Genomic DNA, 15,470 nt, shown 5'->3' with positions numbered 1-15,470 from the left:
AATCTAGAGGGCATTGCGCGTCGCGAGCCTGTCAGAGCTCGCAAAGACGCTTCGCGGGTCGAGACCCAATCTGAGTTTTCCACGAGGATCATTTATGCGTTTTCCCTTACGACAGGCTGTCGGCGCCGCCCTTCTTCTCGTCGTCGCGCAAATCGCCCTGGCGGTTCCGCCCAAGACTGTCGAGCTCGAGGACCTGACGTGGACCGAGCTGCGCGACGAGATCCATGCGGGCAAGACAACCATCCTCGTCCCGATCGGCGGGACCGAGCAGACCGGTCCTTATGTCGCGCTCGGCAAGCACAACGTGCGGGTCAAGATCCTGTCGCAACGCATTGCCGAAGGACTGGGCAATGCAATCGTTGCGCCGGTGATCGCGTATGTGCCCGAAGGCAACACCGCGCCCCCGACTTCGCACATGCGTTTCCCCGGCACCATCACCGTACCGGACGATGTATTCGAAAAGACGCTTGAATCGGCGGCTAACGGCTTCAAGGTCCACGGCTTTCGCAACATCGTTTTCCTCGGCGATCACGGTGGTTATCAGGACGACGTCCGGCGCGTCGTTGCACGGCTCAACAAGAGCTGGGCGGGTTCGGATGCGCGCGCGTTCGTCCCGGCCGAGTACTACGGCACCAGTTCCACGGGGTATGACCAGATCCTTCGTGAGCACGGCGTTCGGGACGACGAGATCGGCACGCACGCCGGGCTCGCCGATACCTCCCTGTTGCTCGCAGTGGCACCGCAAATGGTACGGCTCGACGACATGAAGAATGCGCCCAAGCCGGGATCTTCCGTTGGCGTTTATGGCGGCGATCCGCGGCACTCGACCGCGCAACTCGGACAAGCCGGCATAGACGCGATCGTGTCGCGAACCATCGATGCGATCAAAAAAGAAACTGCCGGACGCTGACACTATCTTCCTCGCCGGCGTCGAGCTGGTGCTTCAATCAATCACAGGATCTGCCATGCATTCGTGTGCCCGCCGCCTCTTGCGTCTCGTCTCTTCGATCAGCTTTGCGGCCGCCGGTTTATGGTCAACGAGCGCTGCCTTCGCCGCGCCCGCCGTTGCGACTGTGCCCGGCATGCCGCCCGTGGTCGACACCAGCAATCTTTATAGCGAAGCGGGTGCGGGCCATCTCAGTGCATCGGTAGCCGATGCTCTGCCTCGGGTCTACGTGCCCAATCTGCGCTCAAACGATGTGTATGTGATCGACCCGGCCACGCTCAAGGTTGTCGATAAATATCGCGTCGGGTTGAGCCCGCAGCACGTGGTTCCGTCATGGGATCTGAAAACCCTATGGGTAGCTAACAATGCCGAGGGCCGCACCGACGGCAGCCTGACGCCGATCGACCCGAAGACGGGCAAGCCCGGCCACGCTGTGATGGTCGACGACCCGTACAACATGTATTTCACGCCGGATGGCAAGGAGGCCATTGTCGTCGCGGAAGCGCATGCGCGGCTCGACTTTCGCGACCCGCATACCATGGCGCTGACCTCCAGCCTGTCCGTGCCGCAGTGCAAGGGGATCAATCATGCGGACTTTTCCATCGACGGAAAATACGCGCTTTTTACCTGTGAGTTCGGCGGACGTCTTGCGAAGATCGATATGGTGAATAGGACGGTGGTGGGCTATCTGCAACTCGACAAGAAGGGCATGCCGCAGGACATCCGCGTAGCGCCCGACGGCCGTGTGTTTTACGTCGCCGACATGATGGCCGATGGCGTCTACCTGATCGATGGCGACAGCTTCACGAAGATCGGTTTCATCCCGACGGGCGTCGGCACGCACGGCCTCTATCCGAGCCGCGACGGTAAGCACTTGTATGTTTCGAATCGCGGATCGAACCGCGTTCACGGAGCGCCTCATGGCAAAGGCAGTGTGTCGGTCATCGACTTTGCCACGCGAAAAGTCCTGACGACCTGGCCGATTCCAGGCGGCGGCAGCCCGGACATGGGCAACGTCAGCGCTGACGGCACCATGCTGTGGCTCTCGGGCCGCTACGACGATGTGGTGTACGCCATCAACACATCGACCGGTGCGGTCACGTCTATTGCCGTCGGCATGGAACCGCATGGCCTGACCGTCTGGCCGCAACCCGGGCGTTATTCGCTGGGGCACACGGGCAACATGCGTTGACGCGTGAGAGGAAGCGACGCAAGCCGCGCTCACTGTTTCGATAAAACCAGCGCGGCCTGCTTCGATCCGGTCTGGTCCGCGATATCTTTCGCCGTCAAGCCGCGATCGTCACGCATGTCACGCTTTGCCCCTCGTGCAAGCAGTAGCGACACCGTCTGTATCTGATCGTAGCCGGCCGCCCACATGAGTGCCGTCAGATGGTTGTGATAAACCGTGTTCACATCCACACCCGCATCCAGCAGTTGCTGGACCACGGCGGTGTGTCCAAGTCCGGCCGCATATTCGATCGCGGTCTTGCCCACACGATCCGTGCTGGCCACGTCTGCATGATGAGCAAGCAACCACGCAACGATCTCCTTGTATCCGCCGAACGCCGCAGCCATCAGCGGCGTCACGCCCTGCACGTCGGCCTGGCTGACGTTCGCGCCATGATCGATCAGGACGCGCGCCATCGGCGCCAGGCCCTTCTTGCAGGCGCTGATCAACGCCGTATCGCCGATACGGTTACGCGAATCAACAGCGGCGCCTGCGTCGAGCGCTCGCGTCACGCCCGTTTCATCATTGCTGCGCGCCGCCGCGAGCAATTGTTCATTGACGCTCAAGTCGGCCGCCCGAACGACGCCGCTGAAAGCGGCGAGCGCAAGAACAATCGTGCGCCAGCCAGACGTTCTCTTCATCTCACACACTCGCAAAAGAAGCTTGCTCGGCTTATTGAGTCAAATTACCAAGTCAGCCTACTGAAGATTGACAATGCAATTAGCGAGGTTCTCGATATCCGCTTCGGACAGGCCGGTTGTCACGCTTGTCATGCTGCCAGCGTCGTTGGTACGCCTGCGCGCGCGGGAATCCTCGAGCTGCTTGACGATGTATTGATAGTGCTGCCCAGCCACCCGCGGCATCTCGTTCTGCCCGATGAAACCACCGAGATGGCACATCGTGCACAAGACTTCGGCGGCCTTCTTGCGGCCGGCGTCGACCTTGATGGGATCGGCCTTGAAAACAACCGGCACCGGCTGTTGCGCCGCGAAATAGTCGGCGAGGTCATGCATGTCCTCGGGCGAGAGGTTAGCCGCCATCGGGCTCATACGCGGATCACTGCGACGTCCAGCCTTGAAATCACGGAGCTCAAGATAGAGGTAACGCGCCGTCTGACCGGCCAGAACCGGATAGTCCGGACTGGTCGAATTTCCCATCGGACCGTGGCACGCAACGCAGACCGCCGCCTTGGTTTTGCCAGCATCGGCGTCGGCATGAACGGCGGCAGGAAGCGCCCAGAAACTCACGCACACACTCAACGCAAGCGCATGCCGTTGTCCAGCTCGAAGACGCTGCCTGGGACCCCGCATCCCCGCGTCCCCGCGTCCTAAGGCAACGCGAACACAAGCACGCTGTTGCCGCGCTTGAAGTCGAGTTGCGTATTGCCGCCTGCCGCGACCGCGATGTATTGCTTGCCGCGAACGGTGTAGGAGACAGCCGGAGCGTTGACACCCGCACCGCACTGGAACTCCCAGAGTTTCTTGCCTGTGGCTGCGTCGAAGGCTCGGAACAGCCCGTTGCCTTCGCCGTTGAAGACGAGACCGCCAGCGGTTGCCAGCACACCGCCGATCAACGGCTGCGCGGTCTTATAGGACCACGCGATCTTGCCGGTATCGATATTGACTGCGACCAGCTTGCCCCATTGCTCTTCCGAAGGAATGGTCTTGAAGGCGCCGCCAAGCCACAGCTTGCCGCCCGGATAAGCTACACTTCAACCTGGTACGTCATCGGCTGATGCAGGTTTGCCGCGTATGCCATGCGGGTTTTCGGATCGAAGGCCATGGGCGACCATTCCACGCCGCCATTCGCGCCCGGCAGCATGCGTGCACCGGTTGGCGTCGGCAGCGTCCATACACCCTCTTGCGGAATCATGACCTCGGAGAAGCGGATCAGGTGTCCATCACGACGGTCATGCACATAGATAAACCCGGTCTTGCCGCCGTGGATGATGCCCGGAATCATCCGGCCGCTCTTGTCCCGCACGTCGACGAGGATCGGCGGACTCGCGGCGTCGAGATCCCATAGATCATGGGCGATGTATTGGTAGTGCCACTTGTATTTGCCGGTATCGAGATCGATTGCAACGAGCGAATCCGTATAAAGATTGTCTCCTGGACGCACCGCGCCATACAGGTCAGGCGAAGGATTGCCGACCACGAAATACACCGTATGTTCTTTCCGGTCGATGGCCGGCGTCATCCAGACACCGCCGCCGAGCGTCTTGTAGAAGTCCCCGCCCTTCGCCGCCAGTTGCTGCTTTTCGTTAGCGACGTCGCGCTTCATGTTGCGGCCGACTGCATCGTTTTCCGCCCAGATGCCTTCCTGCCCTGTATCGGGGATGGTGTAGAAGGTCCACAAAAGTTGACCCGAGTCGGCATCGAACGCTTTCACAAAACCGCGAATGCCGTATTCGCCGCCGTTCGTGCCAATCAGCACCTTACCGTCGACCACGACTGGCGCCATGGTTTCCGAGTAGCCAAGTTCAGGATCCGCAATCTGGGTTTCCCACAGGAGCTTGCCGGTCTTGGTATCGAGTGCGACGAGTTTGGAGTCGAGCGTGCCCATGTACAAGCGATCGCCGAAGATCGCGACACCGCGGTTATTCGGCCCGCAGCAATAGGTCGTGACGGAGCCCATCTTGTGTTTGTAATGCCAGTATTCCTTGCCGGTCACGGCGTCGATGGCATAGACGTGGTTATACGACGTGGTGAGGAACATCACGCCGTTCGACACGATGGGCGCCGTTTCCATCGATTCCATCACGGCCGTCTGAAACACGAATGCCGGCCTCAGTTTCGACACGTTTGCCGGAGTGATTTGCGTGGCGGGCGCGAACCGCGTTTCGGTGTAGGAGCCGTTGGGCTGCAACCACGCAGCCTGGTTACCACCGGCCGAATCGAGTTGCTGATGTGTCACGGGTCGCAGTGCGTCGGGCATGGATGCCGCTTGAGTGGTCGCGGCGCCTTGTATCTCGTCGGCGGCAAGCGCTGTTACGCCCGGTGCGAGCATGCCAAGTGCGGAGCAGGTAAACAGGGAGAAAAGCGGCGTACGGGATCTGGACATGCGTGTCTCCCGATAGTTCTTTTTTGTTGTGTGGCGCACTAATTATTCAGTCATCCGCATCGATTAAGAATAGGTGAGCCGGAATGGCTTTTCCAGATTTTATGAATGCGGCTTAAACCGATCAAAACATGGTGCGACGTTATCGATTCACTTCTTTCAATAACCCTGTGAACGCTATTCCACTCCGCCTTTCAGTTGACGATAAGCGCTCGGGCTCATTCCCATGATTCGCCGGAAGTGGTTATTGAATGTCGACACGTCATTGAAGCCGGTCTCCAGCGCCACGCTCAAGACGCTCTCGTTGGACCCGCGAAGACGCACGGCCGCCTCGTGCAATCGCGTACGCATGAGGTACTGGTGAGGCGTCACGCCTACGACCTGCAAAAACAGACGCAGAAAGTGATATTGACTGGTTGCGGCTTCACTCGCGAGATCCGCCAGCGCAAGCGGCTGATGCGACTCTCGCTCGATCCTGTGCAAAACGGCGGCGACCCGTCGTTCATCGCGTGGGCTGGGTGTGCGCCTGAGCCGCTTTGCGCCGGCCAACGCTGTCGACACCGTGCCGGCCAGACACAACGCCAACTCTTCAAACGCGGCAAAGTCGCCGTCGGCACGCGCAGCCTCCGCTGCCGCGACGGTGGGTATCAACGCCGGTAATGGCGGCAGATTGGGCACATCGAATGAAACGCGCCGCGCACCCGGCACGGCGGAGATTATTTGCTCGAAGAACTCAGGTGTGAAATGAAAGGAGAGGCAGCGGTCCCCGGCGCTGTGCTCATGGCTGCATTCATAACAGTTTTGTTCATTGCCGAGCAGCACTGCCCCCGGCGCAAGCGTGGCCGACCCTTGAGTTGAACGATAGCGGAACGTGCCCGACATCACTGCTGCAATGCACAGGGCCTCGTGCTGCTCTTCGAAAGGCCGGTCGTGCGAACTGGCGGTGCAGACGACGTCATGGACGCGCCATCCGGAACCTGCTGCAAGGAGATGGGGAGTGGGAGCCATATCCAAAGATATAGCAATTTTCCCCAAGCCGTGCGAGCCGTTGCCGCTTAGGATAGGAAATCCAATGCCTGACGGAGTTCTTATCATGCTGACATCGCAATCCTTGATTGCTGCTCTTCATACCAATCAACCCGCTGCCGATCGCACCGAAAAAATGAAACTTTACGGCTGGTTGATTGACCGCGGCGGCCGCTGGGAGATGGACACGATCGTCTACGGCGATGACGGCACGCCGCAAACCGGTCGCGGCGAAATTCATTTCGGTTGGGTTCTCGATGGCCGCGCGATCCAGGATGTATGGATTCTTCCGGGGATCTTCCACGGCACGACGCTGCGAGTCTACGACCCTGCTCTGGACGCCTGGCACATCCTGTGGAGCGACCCGCTCCGCCAGTATTATTCGCGGCAGTTGGGCCGCGCTTCGGGTAACGACATCGTCCAGGAAGGCCACAACAGCGCAGGCGACGCCGTGCGTTGGAGCTTCACGGAAATCACGCCTGACTCCTTTCGCTGGATTGGCGAACGTTCCCAGGATCAGGGGAAGACGTGGCGCATCGACGCAGATTTTTCTGCGCGCCGCTTACAGATCGAGACCTAGTTGGGCTCTACCCAGCGGCGTCAGGTCGTCGGTGGTAGCCCGTCCGACGAAATCGACTTCGAAGTGGTCAGACGGGAAGTCGGGCGGACTTTTCCCTTCAAGAAAGGCGGGTAATTGACGCTCCAGATACTCATTGTTCTTGGCACACGCCGGCGCCGACGCGATATACATCACGTTGCTGTACCCAGTGCCACGGTGTGCGTCTTCTACCGCGTGGATCACATCGCTGTGCCAGAACACTGTGTCGCCGGCTTCCATCTTCGGTATAGGTGACAGTGCGTCGAATAAGGGTCCATGCCATTCCGGCTTGATCGACAACGCGCGTCCGGGCATTGCGCCACAAAGGTCATCTTCGGCGACATCGTCCTGAAGGGCGCGCAGCAGGATATAAACCATCGAGTTGGCAATCGGAACGAGTTGCAACGTGCCGTCGCCTGGCCCTTGGGGAGTCAGCGCCGTCCAGCCCTGGAATGTACGAAACATGGAACACACCGCCGGCGACGCAATCTCCAGCACGTCCGGCCGGAACGCGGCGTCGAACGCATCGTAGCGTCGCCAGTTGCCGTCGAACACATGTCGGTACACCTTACGAAAGTTGCTTTCGATCCAGCGTTCGACGGAGCCACCATCGCAGTGCGCGGACAGACCGAGCGATGCCGAGCCGGGCGGCCGGCGACGCAGACGGTCGGCATAGACCGGCACGCGGTCAGGATCGAAGTGCACGCGACCCTCGCTTTCGTTGCGCCACAGCCGGTTCAGGAACACGCGCGCGGCCGTGAGCGATGGTGCCTGCCGGGCCAGCACCTGCGGCCTGGACCAGTAGATGCCGTAGATCTGTGGTTTGCTCGACTGGAGTTCGCCGAAATATTTGTCCTCCGCGCGATGCTGCAGACGCCTGTCGAGATCGTTATGCTCTACATAGTCGGCAATCTCCCGGTCCCAACCTTCGACGAGCTTACGGTCGAATACATTGCGGATCACGCATGCCCCGCGCGCCTTCACGAGTTCGATCTGCGCCGGCCCGACGCGCTGTTCGGCGATGTCGGAAAACTGGATCTCGGGAATGACGGCTTCGCCTCGATCGCGTCTCCCAGCGATAAGCCGCGCTTCTTCACTGATCGCTTTTTCGACTTCAGCGAATACCTCGCGATAGTTAGGCAATCTCTCGCGGAGCTCGCGTTTTGCCTGCCGGATAGCGGCGGGCAGATCATCAATTTGCAGTGCTGCCATGTCTGTCTCCGTTTGCGTTTTACTACCACAGCAGCATAGGCCGTGTGTACGCGGAGCAGTGATACTATACAGACAACTATTTCGCAATTTCGGCCATGAAACCCATCTATGAATACGTCGAGTTCGGCGACAAATGTTCAGTCCGCATCTATCACAGGCGCCTGCCACGCATTCCGTTTGAGTGGCATCATCACCGGGAATATGAGTTGACCCTGACCATGAACAGTCAGGGAAAGCGGTACATCGGCGATTCGGTCGTGGACTACGAGGTAGAGGATCTCGTACTGGTTCCGCCAGATCTTCCGCATACGTGGGCGTCGAACCGCTCGATCGATTCATCGTCACCACAGGTGGCGATCGTGATCTGGTTTGATGGCGACTGGGCGCGTCGGCTCGCGGATTGTTGTCCGGAATATGAAGCGCTGCACCGGCTGCTGCGCAGGGCGGCCTGTGGTCTGGCATTCGGACAGGACGCGGGAGCGGCCATGCGATTGCGCGCGGGCGACCTGCTTTCGAGCGAGCCGCGTGAGCGTCTTGCCGCGACGCTCGATATCCTGTGCCTCCTCGCCGATGCGCCCGGAGTTCCACTTGCATCGCCCAGCGCATTCAATGCAAGGACCGAGGGGCCATCGGGGCATGAACCTGAACGGATCAACCGTGTGCTGTCGATGATCGACGCACGGTTCGCCGAGCCGCTGCGGCTGCCTGAGCTTTGCGCGGCCGCAAACCTGTCGGAGCGTACACTCACGCGTTATTTTGCTCAGCACATCGGCGAGAGCGTGGGCCGATACATCACCCGTGTCAGGATGGGCCACGCGTGCCGGATGCTTGCCGATACGGCATTACCCGTTTCTATAATCGCGGCGCGGTCCGGTTTTGGAAACATTGCAAACTTCAATCGGCAGTTCAAGGCAATGAAGGGGACGACGCCCGCCGCGTATCGCAGGCAGTTCGCGTCGGGAAGCGCACCGGATGAGGTCTTCTCTCCACCACTGACTGAACGTTCACCATCGCTTCGACGTGGAGCTGGAAGGCTAATGCGTTCTGAGGCTGAAGACTGAACCCGGCGAACCGCGGCAGAAAGAAGGTGGCCTGATTTTTCACGTCTGCACTGCAACTTGTTCCACTGCGTAATTAGCCCTCCAACCGGAACACCCCCACCGTCGCGCGCAGCCTTCCAGCCTGTTCGTCCAGCGAAGCCGCGGCTGCCGCCGCCTCTTCGACAAGTGCCGCATTCTGTTGCGTGGTTTCGTCCATCTGCGACACCGCGCGGTTGACCTGTTCTATGCCGGTGCTCTGCTCGATCGATGCCGCTGCAATCTCCCCCATGATGTCGCTGACGCGCTTGATCGACTGCACAATCTCTCGCATCCGTTCGCCAGCAACCGCGACCTGACCCGTGCCGTCGTCGACGCGTGCTACCGACGATCCGATCAGTTCCTTGATGTCCTTCGCCGCAGACGCGCTGCGCTGCGCCAGTGTCCGCACTTCACCGGCGACGACCGCGAAGCCGCGACCCTCGTCGCCGGCGCGCGCCGCTTCGACCGCTGCGTTCAGCGCAAGAATATTGGTCTGAAATGCGATGCCTTCGATCACGCTGATAATCTGGCCGATCTTCCGCGACTCCTCAGCAATGTTTTGCATCGTGCCGATCACTTCATCCACCGCGCTACCGCCGCGTTCGGTTGCATCCGATGCAAGCGTGGCGAGCTGGCTCGCCTGACGCGCGCTGTCCGCGTTCTGCTTCACCGTCGCGGTCAATTGCTCCATGCTCGCAGCGGTCTCCTGCAAAGATGCCGCCTGTTCTTCCGTGCGTTGCGACAGGTCGATGTTGCCTTGCGCAATTTCACCGGAGCCGGTCGCAATCGAATCGCTCGAACGCTGAATACCCTGCACAAGATCGCGCAGCTTCAGACGCATTTCGCTCAACGCAAACAGCAGGCTCGAGCGGTCCGACGGCGCGAGCTTGATATTAGCGCCCAGGTTGCCCGCCGCGATTTGCGCGGCAAATGCTGCTGCGTCCGCCGGCTCGCCACCCAGCGCACGAGTTACGCTGCGCGTCATGAACCAGGCCATGGCGCCGACGGCCAGGAAGATCGCAATTGCGATACCGACCAGTGTCTTGGCGAGCTTCCAGTAGGCGGTATTGATGTCGTCGTAGAAGAAGCCTGTGCCAATCCACCAACCCCACACCGGAATCGCGACCACGCCTTGCAACTTCGCTTCGAGCGGACCGTCTTGCGAACGCTTGATCAGCACATCCACCAGCGCGATATGGTTGTTCGCGAGACCTTGCTGATACGCCTGCGTATCGGTCAGATTGCCGTCCTTGGTCTTGTTGCCACCCGCCTTGGTACCGATCAGCTTTGCGTTCGGATGAACGAGGTTAATACTGTCGGTGTTGGTTACCCAATAGTAACTTTTGCTATTTGCATTCAACTGGCTGAGTGCCATTTTAGCGGCGGACTGCGCGTCGTCGCGACTCATCTTGCCGCTGGCTTCGAGCGACTGGTAGTACAACGTAAGATGTTCTGCCTTGTCCAGCAGTATGAAAATTTGCGCTTGACGGCTTTCGATGAGCGTACGGTCGAGTTGCGACAGCGCGATCGCAGCTATGCAGACGACGCCCGCCAGCGCTGTAATAACAAGTAAGAGCAGTTTGGTCGATACTTTCATGGGTGTTGAAGCGCGCACGGCGCATCCTTGTCGAAGTGAACGCAACAACTCATATATCGGCCCGCCGAAATTAACCGTTAGGTTTCCTTTTCGTCTGACTGATTAAAAAACAGGCCTCCCGTTTCAGCCCTTCTTTAACAATTACGACCGCTTACGTAGCCTGCGACACCTGCACGAGCGCATCGATGGCAAGGGCATAACCCTTGACGCCCAGGCCGACGATAATCCCGCGCGCCACCGGCGAAATATACGAGTGGTGACGAAACGATTCCCGCGCGTGAACGTTGGAGATATGGAGCTCGATCAGCGTGACGCTCGCGCCCTTGATGGCGTCGTGAAGGGCAATCGATGTGTGCGTGAAGGCACCCGGGTTCATCACAACACCCAGCATGTTACCCGCTGCCATCTCCCGGCCAGCCTCGTGAATCCAGTCGATGAGTACACCCTCATGATTCGACTGCCGGCACTCCACCTCCACACCTAGCCGCTCGCCGGCTTCCTTGCACAGCGTCTCGACGGTGGCGAGCGTGTCGGTGCCATACTGCGCGGGCTCGCGCTGGCCTAGCAGGTTGAGATTGGGTCCGTTGAGAACGAGCACCTTTTTCATGGCATCACCTCATCAATATTTGATCTGCGCAACCGCGCGCAATTGCTCGGGCGTAGCCGTGCCGAAACCAAAGAACTCGAGGTACGCCGGAATCATTTCGAAGAGCATGTCGGTGCCGACCTGCACCGCACAGCCCTTCTCCCTGGCCGCGCGCAACAACGGGGTGTATTCGGCTTTCATGACGACTTCGCCAACGAACGTGGCAGGCGAAATACGGTCGATGTCGAACGGCAGCGGATCACCGTCGTTCATGCCGAGCGGCGTGGCGTTGACGACCACGTCGTAGCCTGCCGGATCCCTGGAGCCCGTCGTGACCACAAGCTGCGGATAATGCTCACGCAAGCGGCCGGCAAGCGCCTCGACCGCTGCGGTGTTGGTATCGAAGAGTGCGAGCCCTGCTACGCCCGCTGCCGCAAGCGACGCCGCGATCGCAGAGCCCACGCCACCGCTGCCGAGCACGAACGCACGCGCACCCTTGAGCGGCCTGCCCTTGCGTTCGACGCCTCGCGTGAAACCCGCGCCGTCGAACTGATCGCCGAGCAGCGTGCCGTCGGGGCGCAGGAGAATCGCATTGCACGCACCGGCAATGCGGGCCGTGGGCGTCAGTTCATCGACGAGACTCGTGGTCATCACCTTATGCGGCATGGTCACCAGCGCGCCGCGAATGTTGGTGAGCCTGAACAGGGACGGCAAGACGCTCGCGTAGTCCTCGGCCTTCACGCCCATCGGCATCACTACCGCGTCGATACCGTTCTGTTCGAACCAGGGGTTGTAGATCATGGGCGCTTTGAATGCCTCCGTCGGATAACCGATGTGGGCAATCAGCGTGGTTTTTCCGCTAATCATGGCTGCGTGCCTCAAAAAGTTCGGCGCTCAGTCCGCCAACTCGACGCGACGTACATCGCCGACGATAAACACATACGACAACGCACCCACCAGCGCAGCCGCTCCGACGTAGGCCAGCGCGTAGAAAAACGAGCCGGTCTTCGCCACGATGACGCCGATCACCAGCGGCGTCACAATGCCGGCCAGGTTCGCGCAAAAGTTGAAGATACCGCCGGTGAGCCCCATCAGGTTCTTCGGCGCGATGTCCGAGATCAGCGTCCAGCCGAGCCCGACCATGCCTTGTCCGAAGAACGCGAACGAGAGAATGGCGATGACCATGACGTCGCTGCTGACGAAGTTCGCGGAGATGATGGTAGACGCCCCCAGCAAGCCGAAGATGATCGGCAGCTTGCGCGCAATGTTGGCCGAGCCGGTCCGCTTGAGCAGGAGATCGGACACCCAGCCGCCGAACATCACGCCGATCGCCGCCGCCAGAAACGGCATCACGGCGAAGAAACCAACCTTGATCCAGCCCATGTGGCGCTCGGTTGCAAGATAGGTCGGAAACCAGGTGAGGAAGAAGACCAGCGTGGTATTGCCTGCAAACTGGCCGAGACATGCGCCTGCGATCTGGCGGCGCTTGAGCAACTTGCCGACGCTGCTCCACGAGAACGCCAGCGTCTGCTGGCCGCCGGGCGGCTCGAGCCCGCCGCCTGCGGAGATGTAATCGAGCTCCGCCTGATTAACCGTCTTCGAGTCATGCGGTTCGCGATAGAAGATCCACCACACAAGCCCGAACACAATGCCGACAACACCGACCACCAGGAACAACGCACGCCAGCCGAAGTTCCCCATGATCCAGAACAGCGCCGGCGCAAAACACGCGAGGCCGAGGTATTCGCCCACCGTATAGATACCTGTCGCCCGGGCGCGCTCGTGTTGCGGAAACCACGTGGCGACCACACGGCTGTTGACCGGGAAACAGGGCGCCTCGCTGACACCCAGGCCAAAGCGAAACAGCAGCAATGACTTGAGGCCTACGGCGAAACCCTGAAACAACGTAAAGAGCGACCAGAACGTCAATGCAAGGAAGTACGTAACCTTGCTGCCGAAACGATCGAGAAAGATGCCGCCTGGAATCTGGGCCAGCGCATAGGTCCATGAGAACGCCGAGAAGACGATCCCCATCACGGCCGCGTCGATGCCGAGTTCCTTGGTCATCGTCGGTGCCGCGATGCCCAGGACCGTGCGGTCCAGATAGTTGATCATTGTGCCCACGGCGAGCAGCGCGAGGATCACGAACCGCGTACGCGAGCGCGTGCGGACCGCCGCGCCGGTGTGCACCGCCGGGGAGTTATGAACTTCTTGCATGAGGCGTCTCCTGACTCAAAGTGATGATATTCCCGCCCTGCGAACCTGGTCAGCGAGCGATGTTATTGGGGGTGGCGATCCTAGCGTATAACCGACGGTCTACGCTGAATTGTGCTGCGGCCAACCCGGGTATTCACCCAGGCGGGCCGTGTATGCGCTACCACTGCAACGCTACGTGTGGCGAGCGGCGAGCCCGCCGTACACCCGGTCCTCAGAACCGGTGGATGATGCCAACGCCGGCTGCGAACTGGCTTTGCGACGACGACGGAGCCGACTGGAAGCCGTCGCCCAATGTAGCGGTCGCATTGATGATGCTCGATGAGCCCGCCGTGCCGAGCGTCTTGCCCTTCGCGCGCTGGAACGCCTGCAACGCATACAGGCCGGTTCGTTTCGATAACGAGTAATACTGGGACAAGTTGAACTGATGATACTGAGCGACGCTGTCGATGCCGTTTGCTTTCGTCGCGCGGGTATAGCTATATCCCGTCGCAAGATCGAGCGTGCTCAAAGCGTGCCAGTGAAGCACCGCGCCGGCCGTGTTGAAGATCGCGGTGTCGCGGTACAGCGAGTGAATACCGGGGATGTACTGCACGTTCGAGTAGGTCGCCGACACGTCCCACGAACTATTGAACGCATAACCCGTGCCGATGGCGAAACGCTGTTGTGCCTGCGCCGTCTGGTAGCCGTTGGTCACGGCCGACACCCCCGACTGTCCGGCTGAGTTCGTGGTCGAATCCGTGCCGAATGCGCCGCCGCCCGGAGTCGAGTTGTTGAGGCGCGTGATGCCCGCCGCGATCCCGAACGGACCGTTGGTGTACTGGACTGCGCCACTCCACGTCGAACCCTGGTTCACGCTGCCCGGCACGCCCGCGAACGAATACGAGCCACTGAACGTGATGCCATACAGCTTGGGCGACGTATATACCAGTGAGTTATTCGCGCGATAGATGGTGTCCAGTCCGTCGACGTCGCCCGGATGCGCGCCGTAGAAGCCGGTGAGCCAGGTGGTCGGGCTATACGGCGAGAGCAGCGAATAGTAAGACGTGTACTGGCGTCCGGCCGTAAACGTTCCGTATGTGGGGTTCGTCATACCCACCCATGCTTGCCGGCCGAATTCCGCATTGGTGTACTGCTGTGCGCCGGTAGCGCTGTTGAAGCCCGACTCCAGTTGGAAGATCGCCTTGGTGCCGCCGCCGAGATCCTCGGCGCCCTTCAGGCCGAAGCGGCTGCCTGCCCATACGCCCGACGACATCTTGATGTTCGAACGACCACCCTTGGTAGAACCGAGGGTCGTCTGGCTGCTTTGATAAGTCAGCGAGTTATCGACGATGCCGTACAACGTTACGCTGGTCTGCGCATGCGCGGACGTAGCCATTGCTACCGTGATGACGACCGCGGCTCCTGCCTGTCTGGACTGCTTCATCTGCATCTCCTCCTTCGATTTTTCGTGGGGTCGTTGTTACAGCCGGTTACCTGGATGAACCCGGGAAACACTTGCAACATTCATTAATCAGCTTTCCTAACCTGTTACGCTACTTCTTGATGACGGTCGGAACGGTTCTGCTACTGCCGGAATTTTTCAGCCGAAAATAAAGCTTCGTACTGACGGAGCATGCCGCGCTTGGCTTATTGGATCAGCATATCCACACAATAATGTCATGTTCGATCAAGGGCAATGTCTTGCTACTGAAAGAAATCGATTATCGAACGCATTCGTTCGATAATCGCGCATTATTGGGGTTTGCACTTATCTGGACATGCTGCCTTTGTCGGTGTGGCGCTACACCGGGCGAACGCGATCGACTGGTCGTGTAGCTGGGGGATGCTGGGTTCGTGCTTTCAGGGTTAGTGGTCGGGGTTGATGCCGGGTTGCTGCTTTCGGCCTTAGTGGTCTGCGTGAGTTAGCTGTATTTTTTATCAC

General features: G+C 60.0%; 13 protein-coding genes and 1 pseudogene. 4 read left to right on the top strand and 10 right to left on the bottom strand.

Annotation, left to right across the window (positions count from 1 at the left end):
* Nucleotides 1-94 precede the first annotated feature (94 nt).
* Together M0D69_RS25615 and M0D69_RS25610 are read left to right on the top strand one after the other, a co-directional pair.
* The gene (locus tag M0D69_RS25615) at nt 95-910 is read left to right on the top strand and encodes a creatininase family protein (RefSeq protein ID WP_301784663.1); all 816 of its coding nucleotides are present in this window, start codon (nt 95-97) and stop codon (nt 908-910) included.
* Nucleotides 911-965: 55 nt separating this feature from the next.
* The gene (locus tag M0D69_RS25610; RefSeq protein ID WP_301784662.1) at nt 966-2,138 is read left to right on the top strand and encodes a YncE family protein; all 1,173 of its coding nucleotides are present in this window, start codon (nt 966-968) and stop codon (nt 2,136-2,138) included.
* A gap of 29 nt (nt 2,139-2,167) precedes the next feature.
* Here M0D69_RS25610 and M0D69_RS25605 read toward each other — a convergent pair whose 3' ends face one another.
* From M0D69_RS25605 to M0D69_RS25590, 4 genes and pseudogenes are all read right to left on the bottom strand, one after another.
* On the bottom strand, nt 2,168-2,815 hold the full coding sequence (locus tag M0D69_RS25605) for an ankyrin repeat domain-containing protein (RefSeq protein WP_301784661.1): 648 nt from the start codon (nt 2,813-2,815) through the stop codon (nt 2,168-2,170).
* Between the two features lie 57 nt (nt 2,816-2,872).
* Complete coding sequence (locus tag M0D69_RS25600; protein WP_301784660.1) at nt 2,873-3,484, bottom strand: cytochrome c; 612 nt, start codon at nt 3,482-3,484, stop codon at nt 2,873-2,875.
* A 17-nt stretch (nt 3,485-3,501) separates the two neighbouring features.
* Nucleotides 3,502-5,183, bottom strand: a pseudogene (locus M0D69_RS25595) (pyrroloquinoline quinone-dependent dehydrogenase).
* Nucleotides 5,184-5,411: 228 nt separating this feature from the next.
* Nucleotides 5,412-6,242, bottom strand: coding sequence for an AraC family transcriptional regulator (locus M0D69_RS25590; protein ID WP_301784659.1), 831 nt, complete (start codon nt 6,240-6,242; stop codon nt 5,412-5,414).
* Between the two features lie 85 nt (nt 6,243-6,327).
* On the opposite strand from M0D69_RS25590, the gene M0D69_RS25585 reads away from it, so the two are divergent.
* Nucleotides 6,328-6,840 carry a hypothetical protein gene (locus M0D69_RS25585; RefSeq protein WP_301784658.1) on the top strand — a complete coding sequence of 171 codons (513 nt, stop codon included), beginning with the start codon at nt 6,328-6,330 and terminating at the stop codon, nt 6,838-6,840.
* On the opposite strand, the gene M0D69_RS25580 is transcribed toward M0D69_RS25585, so the two are convergent.
* Nucleotides 6,823-8,070, bottom strand: coding sequence for a DUF1479 domain-containing protein (locus M0D69_RS25580; RefSeq protein ID WP_301784657.1), 1,248 nt, complete (start codon nt 8,068-8,070; stop codon nt 6,823-6,825). The genes M0D69_RS25585 and M0D69_RS25580 overlap by 18 nt on opposite strands.
* Before the next feature lie 95 nt (nt 8,071-8,165).
* On the opposite strand from M0D69_RS25580, the gene M0D69_RS25575 reads away from it, so the two are divergent.
* Nucleotides 8,166-9,131: a helix-turn-helix domain-containing protein gene (locus tag M0D69_RS25575; protein WP_301784656.1), complete on the top strand. Its 966-nt coding sequence runs from the start codon at nt 8,166-8,168 to the stop codon at nt 9,129-9,131.
* 73 nt (nt 9,132-9,204) lie between these two features.
* On the opposite strand, the gene M0D69_RS25570 is transcribed toward M0D69_RS25575, so the two are convergent.
* From M0D69_RS25570 to M0D69_RS25550, 5 genes are all read right to left on the bottom strand, one after another.
* Entirely contained in the window at nt 9,205-10,746 is a 1,542-nt protein-coding gene (locus tag M0D69_RS25570; RefSeq protein ID WP_301784715.1) for a methyl-accepting chemotaxis protein, read from the bottom strand.
* Between the two features lie 151 nt (nt 10,747-10,897).
* On the bottom strand, nt 10,898-11,353 hold the full coding sequence (aroQ, locus tag M0D69_RS25565) for a type II 3-dehydroquinate dehydratase (protein ID WP_301784655.1): 456 nt from the start codon (nt 11,351-11,353) through the stop codon (nt 10,898-10,900).
* Nucleotides 11,354-11,365: 12 nt separating this feature from the next.
* Complete coding sequence (locus M0D69_RS25560) at nt 11,366-12,199, bottom strand: shikimate dehydrogenase (protein WP_301784654.1); 834 nt, start codon at nt 12,197-12,199, stop codon at nt 11,366-11,368.
* Between the two features lie 27 nt (nt 12,200-12,226).
* On the bottom strand, nt 12,227-13,549 hold the full coding sequence (locus tag M0D69_RS25555; protein WP_301784653.1) for an MFS transporter: 1,323 nt from the start codon (nt 13,547-13,549) through the stop codon (nt 12,227-12,229).
* 211 nt (nt 13,550-13,760) lie between these two features.
* A complete protein-coding gene (locus tag M0D69_RS25550) occupies nt 13,761-14,972 on the bottom strand; it encodes a porin (protein WP_301784652.1) in 1,212 nt (403 codons plus the stop codon).
* Between the last annotated feature and the right edge of the window lie 498 nt (nt 14,973-15,470).

This window comes from Caballeronia sp. SEWSISQ10-4 2 (genome assembly GCF_030464885.1).
GTDB lineage: Bacteria > Pseudomonadota > Gammaproteobacteria > Burkholderiales > Burkholderiaceae > Caballeronia.
The sequence above is the reverse complement of the archived record's forward strand: the minus strand, read 5'-3'. Positions and strand labels throughout refer to the sequence as shown.